The following is a 25,743-nucleotide window of genomic DNA, read 5'->3' as shown; positions in this document are numbered from 1 at the left end:
AAGAACAGGACAAATTTCATGAAAGTTCAAGTTAAAGTATTAGATTCACGTTTAGGTACAGAATGGCCTATGCCAACTTATGCCACTGCAGGTTCTGCGGGTCTAGACTTACGTGCCTGTGTGGATAGCACCACTGTCATTGAACCGGGTCAAACGGTATTGGTGAAAACAGGTTTGGCAATTTATATTCAGGACACAGGCTTTGCAGGCATTATTTTGCCACGCTCAGGTTTAGGGCATAAACACGGTATTGTATTAGGTAACTTGGTCGGTTTAATCGATTCAGATTATCAAGGCGAGTTAATGGTATCTGTTTGGAACCGCAGCCAAACCGCATTTAGTTTAGAACCTGGTGAGCGTTTAGCACAGTATGTATTGGTCCCTGTGGTACAGGCAGAATTTGAACAGGTCGATGAATTTGTGGCAACAGAACGTGGTGCTGGTGGTTTTGGGCATACAGGGAAAAACTAATTTTTTTAGTCACTTAAACATAGTTTGTTCATTGAATTATAATGCTTGGTAAAGTTTCATCTAAAACTTTACCTGCAATTCTTGAAAAGTAACCAAATATGTACTAATAATGACAAGCATATTTCTAGATCATATGAGACGATAACGCATCCTTAAAAAAGTCTAATTAGAATTTTTAAAATTTATAGAGCTGAGATTTATTCAATTTATGTTGGCTCATTCTTGTAGTTGTAAGCCTATGAACCATCCACTATCTCCATTTCCTCTGCATATTTTTCGTGCTTATGACATTCGTGGTAAAGAAAGCGTATTAACAGCAAACCTCGTACATGCAATCGCACAAGGTTTAGTACAGCAGTATCAACAGCATCAACAGAACCAGATTAGTATCGGTTACGATGCTCGTTTAAATAGTCCCGCTTATGCGGAAATGATGCGACAGGTTTTTCTTGCGCATCATTTTCAAGTGACGATGGTGGGCTGTTGCTCAAGCCCGATGTTGTATTTTATGGCACGGCATACTGCAGGTAATGGCATTATGCTGACCGCCAGTCATAATCCAAAATCTGACAATGGTATTAAATGGATTATGCAGGGTGAACCGCCAACGCCTGAAATGATTCAGCAAGTGGCAATTGATGCCACACCATATTATGTGTTGAATCAAAGTAACAGTGGATGGGCTAATTCTGTCGCTACTACTTCACATGAATTTATAGAAGATGCTTGCCAGCAATATCAAAATGCCATGTTACAGGACATTCATTTGGCACGCCCTTATAAAGTGGTGCTGGATGGTATGTATGGCTCGGCAGGGCATTGCGCTGCATTGGTATTACAAAAAATGGGCTGTGAGGTGGTGGTACTACGCTGTGTGGCCAATGGACATTTTCCAGATCATGCGCCAGACCCATCTCAAGAAAAGCACTTACAACATTTAAAAACTGCGGTACTTGAACATCAGGCAGATATTGGCATTGCTTTAGATGGGGATGGTGACCGTGTGGTATTGCTGGATGAACAGGCAAAGGTTATTTCAGCAGACCGTTTGCTTTCCTTATTTGCAGAAATGTGTCTAAAAACTCATCCACAGCATGAGGTGGTGTTTGATGTAAAATGCTCCACTATGGTACGCAATACCGTGCGTGATTTAGGCGGTCAAGCGGTGATGATTCGTACAGGTAGTACTTTCTTGCGCCGTTATTTAGCTCAGTCGCAGGGTAAAGCCGTGTTTGGTGGCGAATATGCAGGGCATTATGTATTTAATGACGGGCGTGGTTTTGGCTATGACGATGGTATATACGCCGCCTTGCGGGTACTGGAATATTTAAGTCAAAGTGAAGCCGGTAGCATTTCAGCACTGATGCAGAAATATCCTGAGCGCTGCTGTACAGAAGATACTTATATTAGTACGCATAATATTGAACCAAGCACTGTTTTAAACGATGTAGAAAGCTGTAGTCAGCAGAGTGGCGCACAATTAAGTAAAATTGATGGCGTAAGGCTTGATTTTGAAGATGGATTTGGCATTATTCGAGCATCCAATACGGGCGAATATTTTACGGTGCGTTTTGATGCCGATAATCCATCACGACTGAATGATATTCGCGATACATTTGTTTCCATGTTAAGTGAGCGATACCCTGAAATCGCCCAAGACATTCTAGATGCTCAATAAGGAGAGGCGAATGCCACATCAACAGACTGGTATCGACAAAGCACAAATTTTGACTGAAGCTTTGCCGTATATTCAACGTTTTGCGGGCAAGACCCTTGTTGTAAAGTATGGCGGCAATGCCATGACTGATCCTGAGCTGGAAAGTTCTTTCGCACGTGACATCGTGCTGCTTAAAACAGTTGGATTAAACCCAATTGTTGTGCATGGTGGCGGCCCACAAGTAGATTCTATGCTTAAGCAATTGGGACGCGAGTCTGACCGTATTGACGGCATGCGTGTGACCGATCCTGCTACCATGGAAGTGGTGGAAATGGTGCTCGGTGGTAGTGTGAACAAGTCCATTGTGAATCTGATTAACCAACATGGTGGTCGCGCCATTGGTTTGACAGGTAAAGATGGTAATTTGATTCGTGCACAAAAATTATTGATGCAAAAAACCACCGAAACAGGCGAAGTCGAGCAGATTGACCTTGGTTTAGTCGGTGAAGTGGTTGGGGTAAAAACTGACGTTTTAGAAATGTTTACCAGCAGCGACTTTATTCCTGTCATAGCACCTTTAGGTGTCGATGATACAGGCAATACCTATAACATCAATGCCGACTTGGTGGCTGGTAAAGTTGCAGAAGCATTAGGTGCAGAAAAACTGATTCTACTCACCAATATTACTGGTGTGCTAGATGAAAATAAAAACTTATTGACCGGTTTGACTACGCAGGAAGTGGATCGTTTGATTGATACTGGTGTGATCTATGGCGGTATGATTCCTAAAGTTGGCTGTGCATTAGATGCAGTCAAAGGCGGTGTAATCAGCGCACATATTGTAGATGGTCGTGTGCCGCATGCAACCTTACTGGAAATCTTTACCGATCATGGAGTTGGTACTTTAATTACCAACCGAGTGCAGGCACGTAAGTAATAGTTCATTTGAGTGGGTTTGCACATTGTGCTAAGTCTGCAAAAGATTGAAAAGAGCTTCAAAGGAGGCTCTTTTTTTATGCCGTACAATAGTCATTTGTTGATTTTAAATGCCGAATCAGGCTGATTTGAGTAAAACAGAATTCTGCTAAAAATCAGTCATCATAGTGTCATGCAGCTGTCCTAGTGTAAGAGAAAACACGAGGTATCTATGATGCTGCAAAAATTAAATCAATACCGTCAACAATTAAGTTTTCCATTAAGCAAAGTTGGCAAAGCACAGAAAAAAAATAGCAAAGCCACACAATATGCGTTTGAATGGGTCGAAAATTTAAAACAATTACAAGAGGTACAACGCTTTCGTGCTCAGCAATTTTCTAAACAATTTGGCATTGAGTTTGCGTCAGGGTTAGACCAAGACTTATATGATTTTAGCTGTGAACATGCTGTGCTTAGAGATAAAGCAACGGGTGAAATTGTGGCGTATACCCGTTTAAAACTTTGGCAAGGGCATGAGCTAGCCAATAGTTATAGTGCACATGAATTTAAAATTATAGATGAATTGGGACATTTCTCAAATATTGTTGAAATGGGGCGAACTTGTGTGCATCCACGCTACCGTTCGGGAAAAACCTTGTCTATTTTATGGCTGAATTTGATTCCAAAAGTTTTATGGGAAATGCGTGCCAAACATTTAATTGGCTGTGTCAGTATTCGCTTGGAAGGTAATGAAGCACGTGCCTATTACACCCATCAAGCGATTCAGCAATTGTCTGAAAATCAACGCTGTGATATTCAATCTCAAGATGCATTTGTGCCGAGTTGTCCAAGTCATAGCTTTAGTCAAGATGAACGTATCCCTAAATTATTTGACGTGTATTTAAAAATGAATGCCAAACTCTCAACTCAGGCATTTTATGACCGCGAATTTAATTGTTTGGACTATTTTGTATTGTTAGATGTGAAGCAGATGGCAAAGCATTTTATTCGACAAAAGAAAGTCAAAGCGTCATAAGCCTGCAGTTCAAATTTTCTGATTTGAAATATCATGATGGCTGATGCACAATAATAAAATTAACTAATTATTGTGTATAGATAAAGCCTTATGTGTCAGTTGCTTGGAATGAATTGTGCGACACCTACCGATATTACCTTTTCATTTCGGGGATTTTCGCAGCGCGCTGGAATTACATCAGATCATTCAGATGGCTTTGGAATTGCTTTTTTTGAAGATAAAGCTTGTCGTTTATTTGTCGATAATCAGTCTGCAGTCGAGTCACCAATTGCCGAGCTGATCCGTAATTATCCAATTAAATCACGTAACGTGATTGCGCATATTCGTAAAGCCACACAAGGTAAAATTAATCTAGAAAACTCACATCCGTTTAGCCGTGAATTGTGGGGGCGTCAGTGGATTTTTGCCCATAATGGAGACTTACACGATTTTCATCCACGTTTGTCGGGACGTTTTACCCCTGTGGGTAATACTGACAGTGAGCGTTCATTTTGTTATTTACTTGATCAATTTGTTAATCGTTTTGGTTATGATGAGCCTAGCCTGACGCAAATTTTTGACTTGTTAGCCGAAATTTCTCCTAAAATTGCAGAACATGGCACTTTTAATTTTTGTTTGTCCAATGGTCAGGCATTATTTAGTTATGCGGTGACCAAATTACATTGGTTGGTGCGTGCTTATCCATTTCAACCTGCACAATTAATTGATTTAGATGTTGAGGTCGATTTTAGCCAAGTTACTACAGCAGAGGATTGTGTGGCAGTGATTACCACTGAACCCTTGACTCAAAATGAAACATGGACAGCATTTCAGCCAGGTGAAATGATTTTATTTCAACATGGACGCCCAATTAAAACCCAAATGACACATATTGCGCGTTTGGAACGTGAGCGTTTAAATCCTGAATTAAGACGGATCACCAAAGCGGATCAATACTAATTTATACGGGTATGTGTGGTTGAAAAATATTCATTTTATTATTGTACAATTCAATTAAATCAAGAATGAAAATGTATAAATTGGTTAATTAATAATTGATTCTTTTAGTCGGGTATTTTTGTTAAAATTTATTTAAATCAATGTCTTGTGTTGTTTTTGTGCGATTTAAACCAATCCCTACCAATTCGCTTCATTTTTATTTATGGGAAATACGGCTACCATTCCGCAATGTGATTAATCATTTATTTCTGTAAGGTGGTCGTATGAAGATGAAATGGGTTCCAGAATACAACACTGGTATCGATGTGATTGACGATCAGCATAAACGTATCCTCGATTATATTAATGAAATTGTTGAAATTAGCGATGGTACAGATCGAGCACGTGTAAAGCAGATTTTAGATAATATTATTGATTACACCCAGTCGCATTTTACGTTTGAAGAATCATTACAAGAAGAAGCGGGTTATAAATACCGCGTACCACATAAACGTGTGCATGATTTATTCATTAAAAAAATTGAGTCTTATCGCGATCGTTATGAAATGGGACAATCCATTGAAGGCGAATTGCATGAAGTCTTATCAAAATGGTTAATTAATCATATTCAACACGATGACGCCGATTATGTTGGTGCTGTGAAAGAGAATATGATGGGCATTATTAAGGAAAATGAGAAGAAGAAAGGTAAAGGTTGGTTCGCTCGTTTCTTCTCATAAGTCTGAAGCCATAAAAAATGAAAGAATAAAAATTATAAATTTGCGCAGCAAGCTATCTAACGATAGTTTGCTTTTTCTTTTTTGAGGTTTTGCTTTTCCTTGATGACAAAGGCAAAATAGCCGTAGATTTTTATTAGGACAGCGTCATGCAGGACAATGCTATGTCACGATGGTTATCGCCGCTGATGGCATTTGGTTTATCATTCATTATTATTGCCACACTCGCACCAATGACAGGTATTCAGGTTGAGCGTCAGCTCGACTTTTGGTTGTTGTGGCTAGCAACTATGCTGATTTTGGCATTACCGATTACTTATTTGGAAATTGCCTTAGCCAAACGCTCAAAAACGACAGCATTACAAGCACTTTTAAGTTTAACCCGTGATGCCGATGCTTCTCAAAAATGGCGTTTGGTGGGCTGGCTTGCAGTGGTGTTCATTCCATTTTTAGCAGGCGGTTTGTTGTCTAATGCTGCGCAAATTTTAAATCAATATGCCGCTGCAGACTTGGCTAGTCATGTCTTGTTTGTGATTGTGGCTATTTTCGCACTGGCATTGTCATTAGTGCCGCGTCAAATTTTATTGCTATGTACCGCTGTTGCTGTTGTGGCGGCTTTGGTTTTATCGATGGTGATGGGTTCAGAACTCCCTGCATGGCAAGTCACCTCAATTGAGTTTAGCGAATGGGGCAGTGCAACCGTTTTGGCTTTGGTGGCCAGTGGTTTAGGCATGGGCTTGTACTGGCAAACTAGTTTGCCGCAAGTACAGCAACAATCTGCAGCAACTTCAACGGTATTGCCAATTTGGATTGCTCAGCTATTGGCAGTCGTTGCTTTTGCATTCTTTGCCGTGCAAGCACAAATTCCAGCATTGGCTTTGGTGGTGGCAACTGTTGCAGCAGCAGCGGTTTTATTACAATTGGCACGTGAACAATTGGCACAACGTCAAATGGTGGTTGCGATTCAGTGGGTTGTATTGATTGCAGCAACTTTGGCTTGGGCAATTCCTGCCATTAGTCCTGTATTTAATTTTGCCTTATTGCTTTGGGGCTTAGTTATTTGTTTGATTTACGCTATTTTTGCAGGCTGGATTATGAAAATCAGCCATTTGCGTAAAGCCATGAACTTTAGCAGTGAAGCCTTTTATAACATTTGGCGTATTGCGGTACGTGTGGTGTTACCTGTATCTATCGTAGTGGCGATGGTGGCGTTAATTGGACAGTGGATCGCATGAGTCAAATGGCGCAGGTTTGGGTGGCGTATGCCACACCCGAACAACAATGGCATGTGGCTGTCGCATTTCAGCAGGGCATGACTGTACTGGATGCAATTCAGCAGAGTGGACTTGTGACAGCAACGACTTTACCTGAACCGTTGATGCTGGGTATTTTTGGTGTACGGGTTGAGCCGCAGCATGTATTACAAGCAGGTGATAGGGTTGAGATTTATCGTGCTTTGACCATTAACCCGAAAGATATTCGTCGTAAACGTGCCGCAAAGAACCCAGTAGGGCGTTATGCCAAAAGCAATCGCTTGAGACAATTGCAATGATTTAAAAAACCCCTCAGATGAATTTCAGTGAGGGGTTTCTTTTTATTCTAAAGCGGCTATAGTGGTGGCGCGTTGAGAATCGCTTCTTTCGATCCTGGTAGGCCTGGTTGAGATTCTGGAATCGTTTCCAATCCTTCAACTTTTTCTACAATACCATTTTGATTGAAAAAGATTTTCAAATGCTGACCATGCGCGGCAGGGATCTTGGCTTTTTTAGCATAAGTTCCTGGGATATAGTTGTAAATGTAGTCCCAACGTAATGGATTCATCGGGTCGGCGATGGTAGGACTGCCCAGCAAAAAGCGGACTTGTTGATGACTCATACCGACTTGGACTTTAGACGCTTGAGCTTGGGTTAAAGGTGTACCCTGTGGAATATCGACTTTATAAACGCCCAAGGTCGAACAGCCTGCGAGCAGTGAAGTGACCAATAACGTCAACATGATTTTTTGCATTTTGCTACACTATCCCAAATTAATTATGATGCATTTGATCTTGATCCAGTGTTAGATCATACTGCATCTTAACTTTGTTGCATATTCCAACTTTAATTTTGTTGAGAGACCTTTTTTCATGCCTATTTCAAATCAAGAATTACGCAAAGCTGGACTTAAAGTTACCCTTCCACGAATTAAAATCTTAGAATTATTAGAAAATTCAAAACAACATCATTTAAGTGCAGAAGATATCTATAAAACTTTACTCGATCAGGGTGAAGATGTGGGTTTAGCAACTGTGTATCGTGTGTTAACACAGTTTGAAGCTGCAGGCATTATTGAGCGTCATAATTTTGAGAACAATCATTCTGTGTTTGAAATTATGCAGGAAGATCACCACGACCACTTGGTTTGCTTGAACTGTAGCAAAGTGGTTGAATTTATTAACGATACCATTGAAAAAGAACAGCATGATGTAGCTGAAAAATTTGGTTTTGAGCTCACAGGGCACTCGCTGAATTTATATGGTTATTGTGATGCGCCAGAATGTCGTGAAGCCTTACGCAAGAAATAATTTGCTGTAAGCATAAAAAATAGGCTTCCGTATGGAAGCCTATTTTGTTTGTGTTTAAGCATTGTTGCGAAGTTATTGCCCATCGAAGGTAATATTCGAGGTTGCATGTAACAAACGCTCGCCACCTTCTTCTGATAATTTGATTTGTAGACGCAAATCGTTTGGCGAGTCGGCGTGTTTAAGTGCGTCTTTGTAGCTAATTTGCTTGGCTTTATAGAGGTCGTATAAAGCTTGGTCAAAGGTTTGCATGCCCAATTCGCGAGAACGCTTCATTAGGTCTTTAATTTCGTGCACATCACCTTTACGGATTAAATCTGCAATTAATGGTGAGTTAATTAAAATTTCAATCGCAGCACGACGTGAGTTGCCATCTATGGTTGGAATTAATTGCTGTGCCACAATCGCTTTCAGGTTTAGCGACAAATCCATGAACAACTGGTTATGTCGGTCTGCTTCAAAGAAGTGAATAATACGGTCAATTGCTTGGTTAGCGTTGTTGGCGTGCAGGGTGGCAAATACCAAGTGACCTGTTTCGGCAAAGGCAATTGCATAATCCATGGTTTCGCGGGAACGAATCTCACCAATCAGAATCACGTCAGGTGCTTGACGCAAAGTATTTTTTAAGGCGATTTCAAAGGAGTCAGTATCAATTCCGACTTCACGCTGGGTAATAATACAGCCTGCATGTTCATGCACAAATTCAATCGGGTCTTCAATGGTAATGATATGACCTTTGGAGTTTTGGTTGCGGTAACCAATAATAGACGCCAAAGAAGTCGATTTACCTGTACCAGTCGCACCTACAAAAATGATGATGCCACGTTTGGTCATCGCCAAATCTTTGAGAATAGGTGGCAGTTTCAAGTCATCCATGGTCGGGATTTTGGTTTCAATCCGACGGAGTACCATGCCCGGCTCATCACGTTGTTGGAATGCGCTGACACGGAAACGTGCTGTTTTTTCACGGTTGGTAATCGCAAAGTTACATTCACGGGTTTCGGCAAATTCCTTGCGCTGTTTTTCACTCATAATTGAGTTAAGCAGCTGACCGACAATTTCACCTGTAAGTTTACTTTTGGCTACAGGCACAATTTGTCCATGAATTTTCATGGAAGGTTCAACATCGGCTGTAATAAACAAGTCAGACGCTTTTTGCTGAATCATTAAATTCAGTAAATCATTAAAGTCCATCGCGTATCTCGAATTTTAAACTTATAAGAATGATTCAGGCTGTTTTGCAACCGTACGAGCCGTTTGTGGGCTAATCACACCGCGCGATACCAAGTTTTTCAAACTCTGGTCAAGGGTGGTCATACCGTAGTTGGCACCAGTCTGAATTGCCGAGTACATTTGAGCTACTTTGTTTTCACGAATCAGGTTACGCACTGCAGGAATACCAATCATGATTTCATGCGCAGCTACACGACCACCACCATTTTTCTTGAGCAGGGATTGTGAAATGACGGCTTGTAAAGATTCAGACAACATGGCACGTACCATGTCTTTTTCTTCGGCAGGGAATACGTCAATCACACGGTCAATGGTTTTTGCTGCAGAGGTGGTGTGTAGCGTACCAAATACCAAGTGACCCGTTTCAGCAGCAGTCAGTGCCAAACGAATGGTTTCTAAGTCACGCATCTCACCAACTAGAATAATGTCAGGGTCTTCACGCAGTGCCGAACGTAATGCTTCGTTAAAGCCATGCGTATCACGGTGTACTTCTCGTTGGTTAACCAAACATTTTTTAGATTGGTGTACAAATTCGATTGGGTCTTCGACGGTCAGAATATGGTCGTAGCGATTGTCATTAATAAAGTCAATCATCGCGGCAAGTGTGGTTGATTTACCTGAACCCGTTGGGCCTGTCACCAATACCAAACCACGTGGATATTCACAAATATCTTTAAAGATTTGTCCCATGCCTAAATCTTCAAGGGTCAAAACTTTAGAAGGAATGGTACGGAATACTGCACCTGCACCACGGTTTTGGTTAAATGCGTTCACACGGAAACGAGCCACGTCTGGGACTTCAAAAGAAAAGTCCGTTTCTAGATTTTCTTCATAATCACGACGTTGTTTATCATTCATAATGTCGTACACTAATTTGTGTACTTCTTTATGTTCTAATGCTGGTAAGTTAATTCGACGAACTTCACCATCCACACGAATCAGTGGTGGCATGCCCGCAGATAAGTGTAAATCCGAAGCGCCGTTTTTAGCGGAGAACGCCAATAATTCTGTAATATCCATGAAAGTCCCCGAGATCAATTAAATCTTAATTATTTTGATAGAATAATACGGCTTTCCATCAGCTTAACCAACTGTTAGTTGCTGGACAAGGTAAAAAAAGATGAATGAAATGAGAAATGCATCAATGAATAATCTGCAGCTTATGCGCACTCAGGTTTTGCAACAAATTCAACAGGCATGCCAGTTGGCACAGCGCGAGCCAAATACGGTGCAATTGTTGGCAGTGTCTAAGACTCATCCGAGTGAAGCCTTGCGTGAAATGTATGTGACAGGGCAGCGCGCTTTTGGCGAAAATTATTTGCAAGAAGCTTTGGATAAAATGCAGGCCCTGAGTGATTTAGAAATTGAATGGCACTTTATTGGGCATGTGCAGCGCAATAAAACCAAACATTTGGCAGAAAAATTTGCATGGGTGCATGGGGTAGATCGTTTGATTATTGCCGAGCGTTTATCGAATCAGCGCGATGCTCAACAAGTGCCCCTGAATATTTGTTTACAAGTAAATATTGATGCGCAAGACACGAAGGATGGTTGTCAGCCGAGCGAAGTTGCAGAATTAGTCCGACAGATCAGCCAATTACCGCATTTAAAACTACGCGGTTTGATGGTGATTCCTGCACCTGATCATCCTCAAGCTTTTCAAGATGCCAAACAATTGTTTGATGCAGTGAAAGCACAACATGCACAACCTGAAGATTGGGATACTTTGAGTATGGGGATGTCGGGCGATTTAAATGCCGCAATTGCAGCAGGTTCAACTATGGTACGGATTGGTACAGCATTGTTTGGCGCACGTGACTATTCCAAGGCTTAATTGCTAGATGAACAAAGAATCTGCCAAGATTTTGCAAACATTATCTTGTACGTTTTGGCTGACATGAAATGCGGAATTTTGCGGCTAGTGCTGAAGGTTGGATTTTCTTAATATGAACTTATCGGGAAACAGGGAGTTTCCTAAATAAGAAGAATAAGAAATAGAACAACACGGAAGTGCTTGGTACGACAGGAGTTATACCAAAAACTGAATCTAGAAAGCCTCGACAGGATGTCGAGGCTTTTTTAGTTATGTATGCTGTAAAGCTGTCAAAGTTTTGGCTTGTGTAGATTATTTTTAATAACCTTCACTATTTTTAGAAAGCGCCACTCCCGTCCAGTAAATAGGTGAAGTAGACATTCAAGATTTATTTTCTATCCAGATTCGAATACGGGCAATCAGTAAAAATAGCAAAAAACAGAACTGAAAGAAGCCTGTGAAAATGATGGTCCAACCGCTATTTCCAGGTGTTTTTCTTGCATCCAACTCAATGACTAAAGTGCAGACGGTGAGAATGATTTCAAAAATTAAAACCGCTTTAAAAACCCAAGGTTTAGGGAAACGTATTAACCATGTGAGAAAAATAATACTTAAACTGGGCAATACAGCAAAGAGAATAATCGTTTTTATATCCATAAAATTAAGTACTTAAAGTGTGGGTGATTTTAAAATAAATTCAATACAACTTCATGGAAGCCTAAAATCTGAAATCTCACAGTCATCTCAATAATTCTTCAATCGACAAATAATCTTCAGATTTTAGGCAGTATTGGCTTTAACCCACCACATTGACTTCACTTGCCCCTGCACCCACTGGTTTGACTTGAATTTGCACAGGAATTCGTTCGTGCATTTCCTGAATATGCGAAATCAGCACCACTTTACGTCCCTGACTTTGCAGATGGTCTAAGGCATTCATCACCATGTGCAAGGAAGTCGGGTCGAGAGTGCCAAAGCCTTCATCAATAAATAGCGATTCCAGTTTCATTGAGCCAGATGCCATATTGGCAATTGCCAGTGCCAAAGCTAAAGAAACCAAAAAGGTTTCGCCACCCGATAAAGACAGAACAGGGCGAATTTCACTGTTCATATCTAAATCAATAATCGCTAACCCCAAACTGTCTGGAATACGATGCAATTGATAACGCGAACTCAGTGGTAGCAATTGCTGATTGGCGTATTCCACCAAAATATCCAAGTGATGTTCTTGGGCAATTTTCTTAAATTTTGTCCCTTCTTTATGCCCAATTAAATCGTAAATACGTCCCCAACGATATTCTTCAGCTTTGATATTTTCAATTTGAGTTTGATAGGTAGCAAAAATCCCTTGATTGGTGCTATTCAGGCGTAGCTGTGCCTCAATCTCATTATAGTTTTGCTGTTGTTTGGCTTTGTCTGTTTGCAGCGCTGCCAGTTGCGTGGTGACCTCGTCAAAACTCAGTTGTGGCTGTTGCTTTAAGTGTTTTTGATATTGCTCTTCCAATGTTTGCCAAGCCGTTTTAGCACTCTCCAAACTGTTTTGTTGTTGCTGCAGCATGTTGCGTATTTGCTGATGTTCGGCATAAGAAATCTGTAAACATTTATCAATGATGCTGGCTTGAAAATGCGTGTGTGTCGCTTGCCACGTTGCAATGTGTTGCTGACATTCAGTGTGTTGCTGCATGCGCTGTTGAATTCTACTATCCAAACCATGTTTTTGCAGTTGTAAGTCTTTTAACACCTGTTCTGCTTGATTAAGTACAGTTCGTTGTGTGCTAAGTGCAAGATTGAGTTGCTGTTGTTGCTGATCTAAAGCCTGCTGCCATTCTTGATAGGTCTGATATTCACATCCCGCATGAGTTCTTGTAAGCTGCTTAATTTGATCACGCAGCTCACTTCCTGCAGTTTTAATCTGCTGCAGTTGTAGGGTTTTCTCTGCATGTTGCTGTTGTAAAAATAGCAACTTTTCTTGCACTTGCTGCTGTTGTTGAGTCAGTTGTTCAATCGTTTTGCTCAGTTGAACTTGCTGCTGCTGCAAGTGATGACGTTGCTCTAACTGTTGTAAGGCATTTTGATAGTATTCAATCGGTTGATTGAGCCAAGCGTGTCTTTGTTCTGCATCTAAAAGCGACAAAATAGGCTGTAAACGCTGAGCGAGGTCTTGGCGTTGTTGAATAGCATATTTGAGTTGTTCTGCCTGCTGTGCAGCATTGCGCCATTGTTTCAGGGTATCGTTTGCTTGTTGAATACTCTGCTGCAAGTGTTGAGTGGATTGATGTGTTGTTGCCCAATGTTGCTGTACGTGTTCAATTTGCTTTGCAACAGGCAGCGCTGCATCCAAATCTAAAGATAAGGATGTTGCAAGCTGTTGCACCAATGTCTGTTGTTGTTCAAGTTGCTGTTGCAGTTCAAGACTGCGTTGTTGTTGTTGATGATAAGTTGCATCGTATTGACTGCGAGCACGCTCCAATTGTTGTAGCTGTTTTTGCGCATGCTCAAATTCAGTTTTGGCCTGCTGCAATTGCTGATCCTGCAATTGGTTTAAAGCGTCACTGAGTAAATTTTCATGCTGAATAAACGGATGTTCATGGCTGCCGCAGACCATACAGGCTTCATTCGGTTTTAATTGGGCACGTAAATCCTGCACACTTTGATGCTGCAATAAACGCTGCTGTTCAAAGATCTGCTGTAATTGTTGCAAGGCTTGTTCAGTAATTTGCACTTGCTGCTGTTGGGTTTGAATTTGAGTCTGTGTCTGCTGTTGCAGACTTAAAGTTTCTTGCTGACGCTGTTGTAACTGCTCAAATAGGGTGGTCTGTTGTTGCCATTGTTCAAGTGCCTGTTGCAAGCGCTCTAAAACATGCACACTCTTTAAAGCATGTTGTAATTGCTGTTGCTCTGCCGTGAGTTGCTGCTCAAGTTGTTCAGGATGTTGATATTGTTTTTCCCAAACCAACAGTTGTTGCTGTGTATGTTGTTGTTGCTCAATTAAAGTATCTAATGCAGATTGGAACAGCGTAGGGTTTTGCTGACGTAGCTGCTGTTCAAGCTGCAAATAATCTTGCAGACGTTGCAACGTAAGGGCTAAATTATCATCAAAATTTGCCCATGCCGCAGTCTGTTTGAATTGCTGTTGTAAATGTTGCTGTTGTTGTTGCTCGGTTGCAAGTTGAGTCGTCAGTTGCTTCAAATTATTTTGCACAGGCTGAATTTGCTGCTCTGCAAATAATTTTTGTGCAGCATCCAAAGCGGTATATTGTTGAAGTTTGCTAGAAATTTCATGTTGTAACTGTGCCGCAATTTCAAGTTGTGGTTTCAATTGTTCAACATGCTGTTGCCATGCCTGAAGGTCTTTTTCCGCTTGCTGTTGCTGACTAATCGCTTGCTGTTGTGCGTATTCCGCTTGTTGCAAGTTTGGTTCAAATTTCAAAAGCTGCTGATTCAGATTTTTTAGCTCGGTATCTGCTTGCTGACGCAAGACAAATTGCTCGCGGATGGTTTGAAATTCATCTAAATGTTTGAGCAATTGTTTTTGAGAGGCGAGTTTAAGATCGGCATCGACTTGAACATCATATATTTCTTTTTTAGCTTGGGTGCTGGCATAGAGTTCATGGCAATCTTTGTGCCATTTCACATCATTTTCATACAGTTTTTCGGTTTGGGTCAGCAAAGCTAATTGTTGACTTAGGTCATGTTGTTGGGTTTCTAAGTCTTTTAGTGTTTCATCGCTGAGGAGCACCACATGCCCCATGACATTTTCAAGATCTGTTCGCTTTTGTTTAATTTCACTAAATTTAACGGCTGCACGTTTACTGACTTCGGTAAAAATTTGCGAATTGGTTAAATATTCAAGTAAATCTGCCCGTTCATGGTCTTTGGCTTTTAAAAATGCCCCAACTTCCGATTGTGCCAATAATACTGCGCGTGTGAATTGCTCAAAACTAAGACCAATCAGTTGTTCTACAATCGGCGTAGCTTCAGAAATTTTTTGATTTAAAACCCGTTGTTCATCTAAGCAGGTAATGGCACGTTCAACTTTTAAGTTTCCATCCACTTTGTTATGTGCACGGCGAATTTGCCAACGTGCCGAATAGCGTTTTTGATCAAGCGCGATAAATTCAAGTTCTGCAAAGCCAGAAGTCGTACCACGACGTAAAATATGTTTAGAGTCTTTTAAGGAAATTTCTTTGCCTGCGGTATCGGTCAGGCTGCCTGTTGCACCTCTCAAACGTGGAATTTCGTCATAAAGTGCCAAACACATGGCATCCAGCAAAGTCGATTTGCCTGCACCAGTTTTGCCCGTAATTGCAATTAAACCTGCCTGTGCCAGTGGCTCATCTTCAAAATTGATGACATGCGTGCCTGCCAAAGATGCCAAATTATTTAAACTTAAACGTAAAATTTTCATGGCAAATCCTTAAGCTTTATTCTGATCAAGTTCTTGTTGGGCTTCGGCCAAAAGCTGTAAAAAATCTTGGCTCACTTCTGGGTCAGGTTGATAGCCCATTTTTTCCCATAAATCTAAAAATAATTTTTCAGGCGTAGGCGGCTCTAAATCAATTTTTGATTGTTGCACGTTCGAGTTTTCACAGTTTTGAAAGCGTCGTGCAATGCGCAGTAAACGATAGCGGTTGGCAGGCAGTGCTTGTTCAATTTGTTGGCGTAAATCAATGGGTGGCGGGGCATCGCTGATATATTCAATTTCTAAAAAATGCCGTGCGCAAACTTCTGCAATTTCATCTTTTGGCAATTTATTCAGTTCGGTGATTAATTCAGAAAGTTCACAGCGAATCCGAAGCAGCTCTACCGTACGTGGAATAAGCAAGCTTTCATATTGGAAACGCTGTGCATCAGCCTGTAATGGATCAATCCTAACTTCAAGGACTTGGTGTTTATAATTCAGCTCGCTAAATGATAAAGGGATGGGTGAGCCGCTATAGCGAATGTGTGGCTGTCCGACCTGTTGCGGTTTGTGTAAGTGTCCGAGTGCGACATAGTCAATCACTTCATCAAACAGCGCAGTCGATAAGGCTTCTTCATTCCCCACTACAATGGGGCGTTCTGAGTCGGAAGTTTCGCCACCTTGCATGTGTGCATGTGACATTAAAATCAGGGCTTGATTTGGCTGTTTACGAGCTTTGGCTTCTGCAATCAGTTGTTGATGTAAGTAAGCAACCGCAGATTGATTGTCACTGCTATGTTCATTTAAACCTGTAATTTCTGCACTGCGTAAATAGGGCAGGGTCAGACACCATGCCACAATATTTTGCGCAGCGTCATAAATAGGCACTAGGAGTTTATCTAAATCTAATTTTTGCTCGGCTGTTTTACCAATCACGCCCACAGCTTTGGCGTTGAAGCGGTCTAAAAAGGGTTCAACTTGCTCAATGCGATACCCAGAGTCATGATTGCCTGCAATCATTAAGGTTTGCATGTGTGGAGCAAGCACATGCGCATCGGTAAGGAATTGATAGAGTTGTTTCTGAGCGCTCGAAGCAGGATTGACCACATCAAAAATATCGCCTGCTATGAGCAGGGCATTCGGCTGTTTGCTTTTAATTTGAGTTAAGAGCCAATTTAAAAATTCAGTATGTTCATATTCACGTTCATGGTGATGGAAAAATTGCCCCAAATGCCAATCAGACGTATGTAAAAAATGAACAGCCATGCGTGTTCCAATCTTGATGTTGAATTATGGGATAACTTAACATAACTGAGCGCAACACTGCGGCAAAAAACCAGTTTTCTGCTTTTAAAGCGACAATTTAGGTCGTAGAGATTTTAAAGAGAAGGGAAAGTAAAATCTGTCGTGATCTGTATAGAAAAATATAGAGAGTTAAAATACTGATGTTAGAAAGGCTAAAAAAAGACCTTAAAAAATAAAGACCGACGATTCGAGTGATGATGAAATCGTCGGTCAAAGAAAAACTTGCGATACAGTAAAGCTTTGGCTGCTGTTCAAAGCATGACTGTATGCGATTTATTGCTTTAGTCAGGTCACCGAAAATATTGTGGATGCCATACACATTAACGGTTGTTGTGACCTTGTAGCCTATATAACGTCAGGCTTTTGTATTCGGTTGACAATTTCATGAAAAAAAAATCAATTTTTTTTATACTAGGCTGAATCTTTTGTCTGAGTCATCTTTATGGTATCGCTAAGCCGTTATTTTATCTGGTTTTTCTTGTATTGCTTTGTGATGACCTGTATTTGTGGCGTATTGGCTGCATTATTACCTGCGGGTGTAGGCGGGATTTTAACTGCGGTGCCTTATTTGGTTGCCATGATTTTAGTGCTGTATAAGTTTTTAAAACAACAACGCCGTGCGCCGAATGACAAGGAACGCAAGACATTTACTTTAGGATTTAGCCTGATTTTTTGGGGCTATAACTTGGCGTTTTTATTATTAGGTTTGGCGATATTTTCTCGCCAAAACCCAAGCATTTGGCAAGATTTTTTACAGTATTTGCAACAGCCACAATTTATGAGTGTGGTGGTGATCATGTTCTTGTTGATCGCAATTCCATTGTATCTGCTGACCTATTGGTTTTATGGTAAACAGGCACAGCGTATGGCAGTTAAAATGTTTGGCTGATAAAAGAAGTTGTTAATATCTGATTTTCTTCAAATATACATGATCAGTTATGTGATGATGATTTGCTCAGACTTGAACATTCAGTCTAAATCACGTATAGCTAAAACTATATTTTTCATCATGCTGAGATTGGAAGATGCATAAACCTTTGGTACTGGTAACAGGGGCAAGTGGTTTTATTGGTTCACAATTGTTGCCGTTTTTATTGCAACAGGATTATCGGGTGGTGGGGCTAACCCGACAGCCCAATCGAGTATCCAAACATCCACAATTACGCTGGATTCAGCAGTTAGATGAACTCGACACCGAACAAATTGATTATGTGATTAATTTGGCGGGAGAAAGTATTGGGCAGGGCAGATGGACAGCAGCACGCAAACAAAAATTGCTTGATAGTCGAGTTCAGACCACACTGCACTTATATCAATATCTTGAAAAGCGCCGTATTTTCCCCAAGTGTATTATTTCAGGCTCGGCAGTGGGGTATTACGGAATTGACCCGCAGGAACAATGGTCAGCAGTATGTACCGAACACAGTGCAGCACAAGATATTTTTATGTCGCAGTTGTGCCAGCAATGGGAACAGGCTGCGTTAAGCTTCAGCCAGCAAAATACTAAAATTATGCGCTTGGGCGTGGTGTTTGGGCGCGGTGGTGGCATTTTACCGCAAATGTTATTACCAATTCGTTTAAATGCCGTCGGGCGGATTGGGCATGGACGGCAGCCTGTTGCATGGGTGCATATACAAGATGTTTTACAGGCCATTCACTGGTTAATGACGCAACCTGTAGACGCCAAAATTTTGAATGTGGTTGCACCTGAAAAAACCAGTCAGCAAGACTTTGCCGAAACCGCAGCTCGGCTTTTAAAACGTCGTCCATTTTTGGTGTTACCTGCTTTTGTCTTGCGTTGGTTATTGGGCGAGCAATCGCAATTGGTGCTGAATGGGCAATATGTTAAACCACAAGCGTTAGAACAAGCAGGCTATTGCTTTCAATATCCAAAACTTGAACAGGCGCTAGCGGCTTGTCTGGGTGCATCATCCTCTACTTAAACAGAGGATGCTGCTGAGTGTTATGCACAGATTGAGGTGGGCTGTAACTGCTTTGGATCATAAGCGGCAGGATCAACAATCGTTTCTTGCCCAAGCATGAGCTGTCTTAATAACTGCGCTGAAGCAGTGCCCATACATAAGCCATTACGGAAGTGTCCGAAATTCATCCATACATTATTTAGGCTTGGCACTTTGCCGATATACGGCACACCTGTAGGCGAGCCTGGACGTAAACCAGCCCATTGTTTCACAATGGGGAACTGTGCCAATTCAGGCACCATTTCAAAACAAGCCGTTAAAATATCTTGTTGGGTTTGCGGGTTTGGTGTGGTGTCAAAACCAACGTGACGCATACTGGAACCGCATAGCACATGCCCATCTTGACGTGGAATCAAGTACATTACCTTGTTCATGCACATGCTTGGCAACCATTGTGCAGGGGTTTTAAATAACACAATTTGCCCTTGTACAGGCTGTACAGGAATCTCTAAACCCAGTTGTGCCGCCCAGTGCTGTGACCATGCACCTGTCGCAAGCACGATATGATCTGCACGATGCAAGCGACCATCGGCAGATTGAATGGCTTGAATACGATCTTCAGTGATCTGAAATTGCTGAATTGGGCAGTGTTCAAAAAATCGCACGCGCGGATGTTGTTTCAAATATTGCGTGAGCGATTGTAATAAACGCGGATTGCGCACATTGGCAAGTTGTGAGAAATACAGGGCTTGTTTAAATTTGGGGTGGATATGCGGGTTAATTTGTTCGAGCTGTTCCCGATTCAGACATTCAGCTTGCTGCATCGGTTCATGATGACGTTCGGCATAATTTATACCAATCTCAAAATCATCTTCATCAAAAATCAACATGCCTGTTTCATGGATTTCAAAATCAATGCCTGTAATAGGTTTGAGTTTTTCATTCCATGCTTGGTACTGCGGTTTGGCAAATTGGGCTAAGTCATTGACCGCTTGAGGATAACGCCACGGATACATGGGAGAAAGAATTCCACCACCTGCCCATGATGCCGCTTGTGCTGCTTGTTGTTGATCAAAAATACTGATAGAGCAGCCCTGCTCTACCAGTTCGAGTGCAGACAACAAACCGCTGATGCCTGCACCAATGATTGCGATGTGCATGAAAGTCGCCTGTTTATGCCATATCTTTAAGTTTGAGTGCTGCTTCTTCGGCAAAATATGTCCAAATACCATCTGCACCTGCACGGCGGCAACTCATTAGCGATTCAATAATCACACTGTCCGACAACCAGCCATTTTGAATCGCGGCAGCAAGCATGGCGTATTCACCACTCACTTGATAGACAAAGGTTGGCACACCAAAGTTATCTTTCACTTCACGTACAATGTCTAAATAAGGCATGCCTGGTTTTACAATCACCATGTCTGCACCTTCTTGAATATCCAGTGCAATTTCATGCAAGGCTTCGGCACGGTTGCCAATATCCATTTGATAATTGTATTTGTTGCCGCCTTTTAGGTTGCTGGCAGAACCGACTGCATCACGGAAAGGACCGTAAAAGCTAGAGGCATATTTGGCTGAATAAGCCATGATAGAGGTATAGATATGCCCGTTGCTTTCCAACGCCTGACGAATCGCACCAATACGGCCATCCATCATGTCACTTGGCGCAACCACATCTGCACCCGCTTCGGCATGACTTAAAGCCTGTTTAATTAGACATTCAACCGTTTCATCATTCAGGACATAGCCTGTGTCATCAATAATGCCATCTTGACCATGAGTGGTGTACGGGTCGAGTGCGCCATCGGTAATAAGTACCATCTCTGGCAATTCTTTTTTCAGCAGGCGTAGTGTGTTTTGCACCAAGCCATCTTCACGCCATGCTGCTTCTGCGGTCAGGCTTTTGTCTTCTTGTGGTGTGACTGGAAATAATGCCAGTTTAGACACGCCCAACTGCATTAAACGCTCGGCTTTTTTGAGTAATAAGTCTGCCGATAAACGCTGAATATTCGGCATGCTTGGAATATCTTGGGTTTGATTTTGTCCCGGTAAAACAAATACAGGATAAATCAAGTGATCTGTGGTTAAGTGAGTTTCGCGAACCATGGCGCGTAATTGATCATTTTTACGGATACGACGCATACGAGTGGCAGGAAATGCAGGGCGATTGAACGTATAGGTCATAAAAATCTCACTGATCAGTATTAAACTAGACGACTATTGTAGCCCCTTAAATTTCATTTGGGCATACATTGGCTGTTTTTATTGTTGGTAAATTGAGTTGTTTGGACTTTTGGGCACGTTATGAGTAATGCAGAGAAAAATTGGACTGGGAATATACATTTAGGCGCGAAAGTCGATATTGATGTCGTGCTAAGACAATTGGTCAATGCATTTAATGGATCGCCATTTTTTCAACACAATGGCATGAGCATGCGTGTGGTAGATGGTCAAATTGAAGCCTATATTGAGATGCAACCGTATATGGTGGGCAACGTGGCTTTCCAAATTTTACATGGTGGTGTTGCTGCAACCATTTTGGACAGTGTGGGCGGTATTGTGGCAATGGGGGAGTTATATAAACGGACAGAACCTGACGATTTGCCCGATACCATTAAAAAAGTCACTCGTTTGGCTACCGTAGATATGCGAGTGGATTATTTAGCACCGGGACGCGGCAAGTATTTTATTGCCCGTGCGGAAACTTTGCGTTTAGGGCGTAAAGGCTGCACCATGCGTATGACGATGGTCAATGATGAAGATAAACCAATTGCAACGGCAATTGCGTCTTATGCCTATTAAAATCTAAGGTAGGGCGCGAACAATTGTGTTTTGCATAATTGGATGACTGTTTATTTTTGATTAGTTTATTGTTTTAAACATATAAGGAGTTGAGTGATCATCTCCTTTTTTTGTGTGCATGAAGAGTTTTTTGAATTGTGACAGTTTGTAGCGACTTAAGTTTTCTTTAAGTTTAGATTTCTATCTTGAGCATTGAGTTATTTTCTATCCAATGTGATGCACATGATCAAATTTAATTTTGATGCTCAATCATCCAGTCAAACGCATTTTCTGGATGCGAATTTTCATCAGCAAAAAAATAAAAAACAATTCAACGGGTATGCATCTGTAGCGCAGCCGTATAAACCACAAACGAACCCAAAACAGTTGAACCTAGAACAGCCACATTTAGATGTATTACACAGCTATGCCTCGGTGATTCAAGCACACACAACAGCACAACATTTAAATGTGACAACTGTGACCCAAGATGCTAGCAAACAACGCTTGGCATTAGAGCATTTTATTCGAGATAAATACCAAAAAGTCCATCAGGCATCCATAAATACTTTTTCAGATACCTTGTTTGCAGGCTATGTAAACCACGACATGCAAGTGGTGATTGGCATGCAACCATTGGGCGCAAACCAAGCCTTTTTGGAACAGTATTTAGGTGCACCCATTGAAACCATTTTAACCCAATTGAGCCAAGTGCCTGTAACGCGCGCGCAGATTGTTGAAATTGGCAACTTGGCAGCGCAAGACATGAGCAAAGCCAAATTGATGGTGGCTTTTTTGGTCTTTCACTTATCGCAGAACAATGTGTCGTGGGCAGTTTGCACAGGAACAGCAGCAGTGCGCTATGTGTTACAGCAAATGGGTTTGCATTTTCAGGTACTAGAAAAAGCCAACCCCGAAGCCTTGGGCGATGCACAGCATCAATGGGGCAGTTATTACCAACAGAAGCCTTATGTACTGGCGATTGACGTTGCAGCAGCGTTGGCGGTCACGCAACAGCAATATTGTTTTTATGCCTAAGGTCATGCAGAAAGGCGGAAATTGAAAGATGAAAGAGTTATTTGAAAACCTGAATCACTATGCTCAAACAGACCCTGAGCGTGAAGCAATTGTGACGGCACAAACCACACTGAGTTATGCCACATTACAGCAACGGGTTGAGTTGCTCAGTGCAGAATTGGCAACTTATCAAGTACAGCGTTTGGCGTTGTGGGGTGTGAACCAGGCCGATTGGATTGTGGTCGATTTAGCCGCACGTAAAGCTGCAATGACAGTCATTCCTGTGCCTTTATTTTTTACTGCTGCACAAGTGCAACATTTACTGCAAGACAGCCAAGCGGAGTTGCTGTGTATTTTGACGGATACTGCACAAAGCGATACTCCGTCCAATGTTAACTCGGCTATTGGAAATACTGCTATTCCAGAAGCTTTGTTGGAGATGATTGATGCAGTTCAGGCACAGGTTTTGCCACCATCAGATTTATATCAAGGGCAGTTGTTTCGTCTAAGCGTTGAAACAGCACAACCGCATTTATCCCCAAATTCTGCTGAGCAGCCTACAAAAATTACTTATACCTCGGGCAGTACAGGTACACCCAAAAGTGTGTGTTTGGCAGAAGCCACCATCAATTCAATTACACACTCTTTAAGTCAGGCATTACAAAGTAGCCAGCTTGGGCGGCATTTGTGTCTAATTCCATTTGCAACATTGCTTGAAAATATCGCAGGCGTGTATGTGCCTTTTCACATGGGACGTGCAGTGGTGGTGGGTGAAGTCAGCCAGTTCGGTTTGCTGACCAACCATGAGTTTGATGTTTCACGCTTTGTCGATGCCGTGCAGCAATATTGCATTGAAAGCGTGATTTTATTGCCGCAAATGCTCAAAGCGATTGTGGAATATATCCATCAACACGGCGATTTGGGCTTGCGCACTTTGAAGTTTATTGCCGTGGGTGGTGGCAAGGTGTCTGCAGATTTACTCAAGCAGTGTCAGCAATTCAATTTACCTGTTTATGAAGGTTATGGTCTGTCTGAATGTGCATCGGTCGTGAGTTTAAACCTGCCTGAAGCTCGCAGAATTGGCAGTGTTGGCCGCGTATTACCGCATGTTCAAGTCGAAATTGCTGCCAATCAAGAAGTGGTGGTCAAGGGCAATGCCATGTTGGGATATATGCATGAACTTGGGCGTGAGCAGGATGCGGTATCAGCCGATATTCACACAGGCGATGCAGGTTATTTTGATGAAGATGGCTATTTATATATCACGGGGCGTATCAAGCAAATTATTGTCAGCAGTTTTGGGCGCAATATTTCACCAGAATGGGTTGAATCGAACAGTTTGAGTGAGCTTGAAATTCAACAGATTGCCGTGTTTGGTGAAGCGCAGCCGTCATTATCTGCAGTGATTTATGCCGAGGAACATCGTTCAGATGCGCAATTGGCAGCCGCGATTTATCGTGCCAATACCCGTATGCCTGATTATGCCCAAATTAAACACTGGTGCCGTGCTGAACAACCTTTTTCTTTAAATAATCAGATGTTAACCGATAACGGAAAATTGCGTAGAGCAGTCATTCAGCAACAGTATCAGACAGCTTTGGCACATCCTACAACGTATTAAATGGCTGATCTTGGAGATGTTTCACAGATAGACATACCTGTCAGTCATCAATAGAGATAGAGAGAAATCACATGAATATTGCACAACAGCAATTCAAACATTCCCCACAACAAATTAAAGATCGTTTGGTGGAACACGGTTGGGTTTTACTTAGAAATGAACATTATGATGTGAATGCGTTTAGTGGGCTGATGAGCAATATTTGCCAAAAGCTGACCTATGACCCTGCACGTGAAAATGTGACCCGACAATCGCAAAAAGTAGATGCAGGTACGCAGGCAATGGGGCTGCATATAGAAAATGGTTCAACCCCAATGCCGCCTGATATTATTGCTTTTTTTAGTGAAAAAAGTGCTTCGCGTGGTTCGCAGACCACCTTATGTGATGGACATGAGGTATGGAAAAAACTGCCTGATACACTGAAACAGAAATTTGCTGAACCGATGACCATCAGCCGTTACTTACCTAAAGTAATGTGGCAAAAGTATGTGGCAACTGCACTCAATATTGCCGATGCTGCACATGTCGGGCAGCGGGAACTCGCTCATTTTATTGCGATGATTCCTAGACAACGGATTCGCCCTGCGCATGATGAAGGCGTACAGTACGATTTAAGCATGCCGATGATTCGCCATGACAATTTAAAAGCTGTGCCTGCCTTTGCCAACACCTTGTTGGGGCCTTCTTATAATTACGAAAAGCCGCGTTTTTACTTTGCCGATGGCAGCGAAATCCAAGCGGAATTATTGGAAGAGTTGGCAGAGCGATGCGAGCGTGAAACCTCAGAAATTGACTGGCAAGATGGTGATGTGGTGCTCATTGATAACAAGCGCTTTATGCATGGCAGACGTGAAATATTGGTGCCATTAGAAGATCGTAAACTCTATATTTGTATGGGCTTGGGACTGAATCCTGCATTTTTATAATTGAGTTGTATCGAATATCTTAAAATTGAGAGTATCTTTTATGTCAAATTTAACTGCGGTGATTTTCGGGGCAACAGGCGGGATTGGTCATGCGATTGCGCATCATTTTGCTGAAAAAGGCTTAAACTTAATTTTGGTTGGGCGTAAGCAAGACACCTTGCAACAACTAGAGCAAAGTCTGGCGCAGCAGTATCCTCAGTTGCAATTACACAGTCTGCGTTGTGATTTAATTGATGCCAGCAGTCGTCATGATTTTATTCAGGCACTTGCCGCATTAAAACAGCCGATTCATTACTATATTAACCCGAATTACGGATAAGAAAAGCCCTTGAAAAAAAGGTAGTTAGAGCCATTTAGAAAGTTACGACACAACCCAAAGGCTCTAACTACCATGTACGATTTTACAGAAATTTTTTGTATTGTTGA

At 41.8% G+C, this 25,743-nt stretch carries 25 protein-coding genes; 17 read left to right on the top strand and 8 right to left on the bottom strand.

From position 1 onward, the window contains the following. Window positions 1-18 precede the first annotated feature (18 nt). From dut to FTV28_RS10035, 8 genes are all read left to right on the top strand, one after another. The gene (gene dut / locus FTV28_RS10070; RefSeq protein WP_179990296.1) at window positions 19-471 is read left to right on the top strand and encodes a dUTP diphosphatase; all 453 of its coding nucleotides are present in this window, start codon (window positions 19-21) and stop codon (window positions 469-471) included. A 238-nt stretch (window positions 472-709) separates the two neighbouring features. Next, the gene (locus FTV28_RS10065; protein WP_179990294.1) at window positions 710-2,149 is read left to right on the top strand and encodes a phosphomannomutase/phosphoglucomutase; all 1,440 of its coding nucleotides are present in this window, start codon (window positions 710-712) and stop codon (window positions 2,147-2,149) included. Window positions 2,150-2,159: 10 nt separating this feature from the next. Next, window positions 2,160-3,065, top strand: a complete 906-nt coding sequence (argB, locus tag FTV28_RS10060) for an acetylglutamate kinase (RefSeq protein WP_168418240.1) — start codon at window positions 2,160-2,162, stop codon at window positions 3,063-3,065. A 213-nt stretch (window positions 3,066-3,278) separates the two neighbouring features. Next, window positions 3,279-4,079, top strand: coding sequence for a GNAT family N-acetyltransferase (locus FTV28_RS10055; protein WP_168418258.1), 801 nt, complete (start codon window positions 3,279-3,281; stop codon window positions 4,077-4,079). Between the two features lie 90 nt (window positions 4,080-4,169). Then, a complete protein-coding gene (locus tag FTV28_RS10050) occupies window positions 4,170-5,018 on the top strand; it encodes a class II glutamine amidotransferase (protein WP_179990292.1) in 849 nt (282 codons plus the stop codon). 263 nt (window positions 5,019-5,281) lie between these two features. Then, entirely contained in the window at window positions 5,282-5,737 is a 456-nt protein-coding gene (locus tag FTV28_RS10045) for a bacteriohemerythrin (RefSeq protein WP_004975314.1), read from the top strand. Between the two features lie 146 nt (window positions 5,738-5,883). Further along, window positions 5,884-6,969 (top strand): hypothetical protein, encoded by a 1,086-nt coding sequence (locus tag FTV28_RS10040; RefSeq protein WP_004975316.1) that lies wholly within the window; start codon window positions 5,884-5,886, stop codon window positions 6,967-6,969. Further along, window positions 6,966-7,286, top strand: a complete 321-nt coding sequence (locus FTV28_RS10035) for an RnfH family protein (protein ID WP_004975319.1) — start codon at window positions 6,966-6,968, stop codon at window positions 7,284-7,286. Before FTV28_RS10040 ends, FTV28_RS10035 begins: the two co-directional genes overlap by 4 nt. A gap of 56 nt (window positions 7,287-7,342) precedes the next feature. Here the strand turns inward: FTV28_RS10035 and FTV28_RS10030 are convergent, their stop codons facing one another. Continuing rightward, complete coding sequence (locus FTV28_RS10030; RefSeq protein ID WP_004975323.1) at window positions 7,343-7,741, bottom strand: outer membrane protein assembly factor BamE; 399 nt, start codon at window positions 7,739-7,741, stop codon at window positions 7,343-7,345. A gap of 118 nt (window positions 7,742-7,859) precedes the next feature. On the opposite strand from FTV28_RS10030, the gene fur reads away from it, so the two are divergent. Beyond that, a complete protein-coding gene (gene fur / locus FTV28_RS10025; RefSeq protein WP_004975325.1) occupies window positions 7,860-8,297 on the top strand; it encodes a ferric iron uptake transcriptional regulator in 438 nt (145 codons plus the stop codon). Between the two features lie 72 nt (window positions 8,298-8,369). Here fur and FTV28_RS10020 read toward each other — a convergent pair whose 3' ends face one another. Then, complete coding sequence (locus FTV28_RS10020) at window positions 8,370-9,488, bottom strand: PilT/PilU family type 4a pilus ATPase (protein ID WP_004975326.1); 1,119 nt, start codon at window positions 9,486-9,488, stop codon at window positions 8,370-8,372. Between the two features lie 21 nt (window positions 9,489-9,509). Further along, on the bottom strand, window positions 9,510-10,547 hold the full coding sequence (locus FTV28_RS10015; protein WP_104852405.1) for a type IV pilus twitching motility protein PilT: 1,038 nt from the start codon (window positions 10,545-10,547) through the stop codon (window positions 9,510-9,512). A gap of 124 nt (window positions 10,548-10,671) precedes the next feature. Between FTV28_RS10015 and FTV28_RS10010 the strand changes: the two genes are divergently transcribed. After that, the gene (locus FTV28_RS10010) at window positions 10,672-11,361 is read left to right on the top strand and encodes a YggS family pyridoxal phosphate-dependent enzyme (RefSeq protein ID WP_167846204.1); all 690 of its coding nucleotides are present in this window, start codon (window positions 10,672-10,674) and stop codon (window positions 11,359-11,361) included. A gap of 360 nt (window positions 11,362-11,721) precedes the next feature. Here the strand turns inward: FTV28_RS10010 and FTV28_RS10005 are convergent, their stop codons facing one another. The 3 genes from FTV28_RS10005 to FTV28_RS09995 form a co-directional block, all read right to left on the bottom strand. After that, window positions 11,722-11,997, bottom strand: a complete 276-nt coding sequence (locus FTV28_RS10005) for a hypothetical protein (RefSeq protein WP_004975329.1) — start codon at window positions 11,995-11,997, stop codon at window positions 11,722-11,724. Window positions 11,998-12,136: 139 nt separating this feature from the next. Next, the gene (locus FTV28_RS10000; protein WP_179990289.1) at window positions 12,137-15,748 is read right to left on the bottom strand and encodes an AAA family ATPase; all 3,612 of its coding nucleotides are present in this window, start codon (window positions 15,746-15,748) and stop codon (window positions 12,137-12,139) included. A 9-nt stretch (window positions 15,749-15,757) separates the two neighbouring features. Beyond that, window positions 15,758-17,008: an exonuclease SbcCD subunit D C-terminal domain-containing protein gene (locus FTV28_RS09995; RefSeq protein ID WP_167846202.1), complete on the bottom strand. Its 1,251-nt coding sequence runs from the start codon at window positions 17,006-17,008 to the stop codon at window positions 15,758-15,760. A 481-nt stretch (window positions 17,009-17,489) separates the two neighbouring features. Between FTV28_RS09995 and FTV28_RS09990 the strand changes: the two genes are divergently transcribed. Together FTV28_RS09990 and FTV28_RS09985 are read left to right on the top strand one after the other, a co-directional pair. Then, window positions 17,490-17,936: an ABZJ_00895 family protein gene (locus tag FTV28_RS09990; RefSeq protein WP_004975337.1), complete on the top strand. Its 447-nt coding sequence runs from the start codon at window positions 17,490-17,492 to the stop codon at window positions 17,934-17,936. Between the two features lie 136 nt (window positions 17,937-18,072). Beyond that, window positions 18,073-18,990: a TIGR01777 family oxidoreductase gene (locus FTV28_RS09985; protein ID WP_004975339.1), complete on the top strand. Its 918-nt coding sequence runs from the start codon at window positions 18,073-18,075 to the stop codon at window positions 18,988-18,990. Between the two features lie 20 nt (window positions 18,991-19,010). On the opposite strand, the gene thiO is transcribed toward FTV28_RS09985, so the two are convergent. Together thiO and hemB are read right to left on the bottom strand one after the other, a co-directional pair. Next, entirely contained in the window at window positions 19,011-20,129 is a 1,119-nt protein-coding gene (gene thiO, locus FTV28_RS09980; protein WP_004975341.1) for a glycine oxidase ThiO, read from the bottom strand. Window positions 20,130-20,142: 13 nt separating this feature from the next. Then, window positions 20,143-21,156, bottom strand: a complete 1,014-nt coding sequence (hemB, locus tag FTV28_RS09975) for a porphobilinogen synthase (protein WP_004975342.1) — start codon at window positions 21,154-21,156, stop codon at window positions 20,143-20,145. Window positions 21,157-21,276: 120 nt separating this feature from the next. Between hemB and FTV28_RS09970 the strand changes: the two genes are divergently transcribed. The 5 genes from FTV28_RS09970 to FTV28_RS09950 all read left to right on the top strand — a co-directional run bounded on the left by FTV28_RS09970 (window position 21,277) and on the right by FTV28_RS09950 (window position 25,636). Beyond that, window positions 21,277-21,774: a thioesterase family protein gene (locus tag FTV28_RS09970; protein ID WP_096902274.1), complete on the top strand. Its 498-nt coding sequence runs from the start codon at window positions 21,277-21,279 to the stop codon at window positions 21,772-21,774. A 222-nt stretch (window positions 21,775-21,996) separates the two neighbouring features. Continuing rightward, complete coding sequence (locus FTV28_RS09965) at window positions 21,997-22,791, top strand: thermostable hemolysin (protein ID WP_167846200.1); 795 nt, start codon at window positions 21,997-21,999, stop codon at window positions 22,789-22,791. 28 nt (window positions 22,792-22,819) lie between these two features. Beyond that, on the top strand, window positions 22,820-24,391 hold the full coding sequence (locus FTV28_RS09960; RefSeq protein WP_179990287.1) for an AMP-binding protein: 1,572 nt from the start codon (window positions 22,820-22,822) through the stop codon (window positions 24,389-24,391). 71 nt (window positions 24,392-24,462) lie between these two features. Continuing rightward, window positions 24,463-25,317: a TauD/TfdA family dioxygenase gene (locus tag FTV28_RS09955; RefSeq protein ID WP_179990285.1), complete on the top strand. Its 855-nt coding sequence runs from the start codon at window positions 24,463-24,465 to the stop codon at window positions 25,315-25,317. A 40-nt stretch (window positions 25,318-25,357) separates the two neighbouring features. After that, entirely contained in the window at window positions 25,358-25,636 is a 279-nt protein-coding gene (locus tag FTV28_RS09950) for an SDR family NAD(P)-dependent oxidoreductase (RefSeq protein WP_257222832.1), read from the top strand. The last annotated feature ends 107 nt before the right edge of the window (window positions 25,637-25,743 follow it).

Source organism: Acinetobacter sp. YH12252 (assembly GCF_013417365.1).
In the GTDB taxonomy this organism is placed as follows: domain Bacteria; phylum Pseudomonadota; class Gammaproteobacteria; order Pseudomonadales; family Moraxellaceae; genus Acinetobacter; species Acinetobacter towneri.
The sequence above is the reverse complement of the archived record's forward strand: the minus strand, read 5'-3'. Positions and strand labels throughout refer to the sequence as shown.

What these genes read in the sequence shown, in the direction of transcription:
- FTV28_RS10045 (WP_004975314.1), top strand. Translation starts at nt 5,282, where the DNA reads ATGAAGATGAAATGGGTTCCAGAATACAACACTGGTATCGATGTGATT.
- FTV28_RS10050 (WP_179990292.1), top strand. Translation starts at nt 4,170, where the DNA reads ATGTGTCAGTTGCTTGGAATGAATTGTGCGACACCTACCGATATTACC.
- FTV28_RS10010 (WP_167846204.1), top strand. Translation starts at nt 10,672, where the DNA reads ATGAATAATCTGCAGCTTATGCGCACTCAGGTTTTGCAACAAATTCAA.
- FTV28_RS09995 (WP_167846202.1), bottom strand. Translation starts at nt 17,008, where the DNA reads ATGGCTGTTCATTTTTTACATACGTCTGATTGGCATTTGGGGCAATTT.
- FTV28_RS09985 (WP_004975339.1), top strand. Translation starts at nt 18,073, where the DNA reads ATGCATAAACCTTTGGTACTGGTAACAGGGGCAAGTGGTTTTATTGGT.
- fur (WP_004975325.1), top strand. Translation starts at nt 7,860, where the DNA reads ATGCCTATTTCAAATCAAGAATTACGCAAAGCTGGACTTAAAGTTACC.
- thiO (WP_004975341.1), bottom strand. Translation starts at nt 20,129, where the DNA reads ATGCACATCGCAATCATTGGTGCAGGCATCAGCGGTTTGTTGTCTGCA.
- hemB (WP_004975342.1), bottom strand. Translation starts at nt 21,156, where the DNA reads ATGACCTATACGTTCAATCGCCCTGCATTTCCTGCCACTCGTATGCGT.
- FTV28_RS09970 (WP_096902274.1), top strand. Translation starts at nt 21,277, where the DNA reads ATGAGTAATGCAGAGAAAAATTGGACTGGGAATATACATTTAGGCGCG.
- FTV28_RS10030 (WP_004975323.1), bottom strand. Translation starts at nt 7,741, where the DNA reads ATGCAAAAAATCATGTTGACGTTATTGGTCACTTCACTGCTCGCAGGC.
- FTV28_RS10035 (WP_004975319.1), top strand. Translation starts at nt 6,966, where the DNA reads ATGAGTCAAATGGCGCAGGTTTGGGTGGCGTATGCCACACCCGAACAA.
- FTV28_RS10020 (WP_004975326.1), bottom strand. Translation starts at nt 9,488, where the DNA reads ATGGACTTTAATGATTTACTGAATTTAATGATTCAGCAAAAAGCGTCT.
- FTV28_RS09950 (WP_257222832.1), top strand. Translation starts at nt 25,358, where the DNA reads ATGTCAAATTTAACTGCGGTGATTTTCGGGGCAACAGGCGGGATTGGT.
- FTV28_RS10040 (WP_004975316.1), top strand. Translation starts at nt 5,884, where the DNA reads ATGCAGGACAATGCTATGTCACGATGGTTATCGCCGCTGATGGCATTT.
- FTV28_RS09965 (WP_167846200.1), top strand. Translation starts at nt 21,997, where the DNA reads ATGATCAAATTTAATTTTGATGCTCAATCATCCAGTCAAACGCATTTT.
- FTV28_RS09955 (WP_179990285.1), top strand. Translation starts at nt 24,463, where the DNA reads ATGAATATTGCACAACAGCAATTCAAACATTCCCCACAACAAATTAAA.
- dut (WP_179990296.1), top strand. Translation starts at nt 19, where the DNA reads ATGAAAGTTCAAGTTAAAGTATTAGATTCACGTTTAGGTACAGAATGG.
- argB (WP_168418240.1), top strand. Translation starts at nt 2,160, where the DNA reads ATGCCACATCAACAGACTGGTATCGACAAAGCACAAATTTTGACTGAA.
- FTV28_RS09960 (WP_179990287.1), top strand. Translation starts at nt 22,820, where the DNA reads ATGAAAGAGTTATTTGAAAACCTGAATCACTATGCTCAAACAGACCCT.
- FTV28_RS10000 (WP_179990289.1), bottom strand. Translation starts at nt 15,748, where the DNA reads ATGAAAATTTTACGTTTAAGTTTAAATAATTTGGCATCTTTGGCAGGC.
- FTV28_RS09990 (WP_004975337.1), top strand. Translation starts at nt 17,490, where the DNA reads ATGGTATCGCTAAGCCGTTATTTTATCTGGTTTTTCTTGTATTGCTTT.
- FTV28_RS10055 (WP_168418258.1), top strand. Translation starts at nt 3,279, where the DNA reads ATGCTGCAAAAATTAAATCAATACCGTCAACAATTAAGTTTTCCATTA.
- FTV28_RS10005 (WP_004975329.1), bottom strand. Translation starts at nt 11,997, where the DNA reads ATGGATATAAAAACGATTATTCTCTTTGCTGTATTGCCCAGTTTAAGT.
- FTV28_RS10065 (WP_179990294.1), top strand. Translation starts at nt 710, where the DNA reads ATGAACCATCCACTATCTCCATTTCCTCTGCATATTTTTCGTGCTTAT.
- FTV28_RS10015 (WP_104852405.1), bottom strand. Translation starts at nt 10,547, where the DNA reads ATGGATATTACAGAATTATTGGCGTTCTCCGCTAAAAACGGCGCTTCG.